Origin of the sequence: Tsukamurella conjunctivitidis (genome assembly GCF_007858475.1) — a bacterium.
Lineage (GTDB): Bacteria > Actinomycetota > Actinomycetes > Mycobacteriales > Mycobacteriaceae > Tsukamurella > Tsukamurella conjunctivitidis.
In genome coordinates this window covers 1-646 of the sequence record NZ_VIGX01000132.1, presented here as the reverse complement: position 1 = coordinate 646, position 646 = coordinate 1, and the positions used below count along the sequence as shown (strand labels likewise).

Below are 646 nucleotides of genomic sequence, written 5' to 3'. Positions count from 1 at the left end.
CATGCCTGCCCCTCCCGTCCACCACGAGGAGGTGACACTGTGAGCCCGTTGGTCGGCGTGTTGGTGACCGTCTTCCTCCTGGGGGTGAACGCCTTCTTCGTCACGGGCGAGTTCGCCACGACCTCCTCCAGGCGGTCCCAGATCGAACCTCTCTACGAACAGGGCAGGCGTGGCTCCGCCAAGGCCATGTACGCCCTCCAGCACGTGTCCCTGATGCTGGCAATCTGCCAGCTGGGGATCACCGTGGCCTCCACCTCCCTGGGTGTCGTGGCCGAGCCCGCCATCGCCCACCTGGTCGAGGGGCCCCTGGTCCACCTGGGCCTGCCTGCCGCGACCTCCCATGTGGTCGGCTTCACCGCGGCACTGGTCATCGTCCTCTTCCTGCACGTGGTCTTCGGTGAGATGGTGCCGAAGAACATTGCCATCGCGAATCCCCACCGGGCACTGCTGGTCCTGGCGCCCCCCCTGGTGGCCTTCGGCCACGTCCTGCGCCCCGTCATCGAGGCGATGGACCACGCAGCGAACTGGTTCCTCAAGGTCCGCGGCATCACCCCGCGCTCCGAGATCTCCGCGGCCTTCACCGCCGAGGAGGTGGCCTCCATCGTCGAGCTCTCCCAGCAGGAGGGAAAGATCCACGATGACCTGG

1 protein-coding gene is annotated in these 646 nt (G+C 67.2%); it reads left to right on the top strand.

Features of this window, described 5'->3' with window-relative positions; all coding sequences use genetic code 11:
- Positions 1-39: 39 nt before the first annotated feature.
- Positions 40-646, top strand: a 607-nt coding sequence (locus tag FK530_RS24710) for a CNNM domain-containing protein (protein WP_146489454.1), incomplete at its 3' end; no start/stop codon positions are given.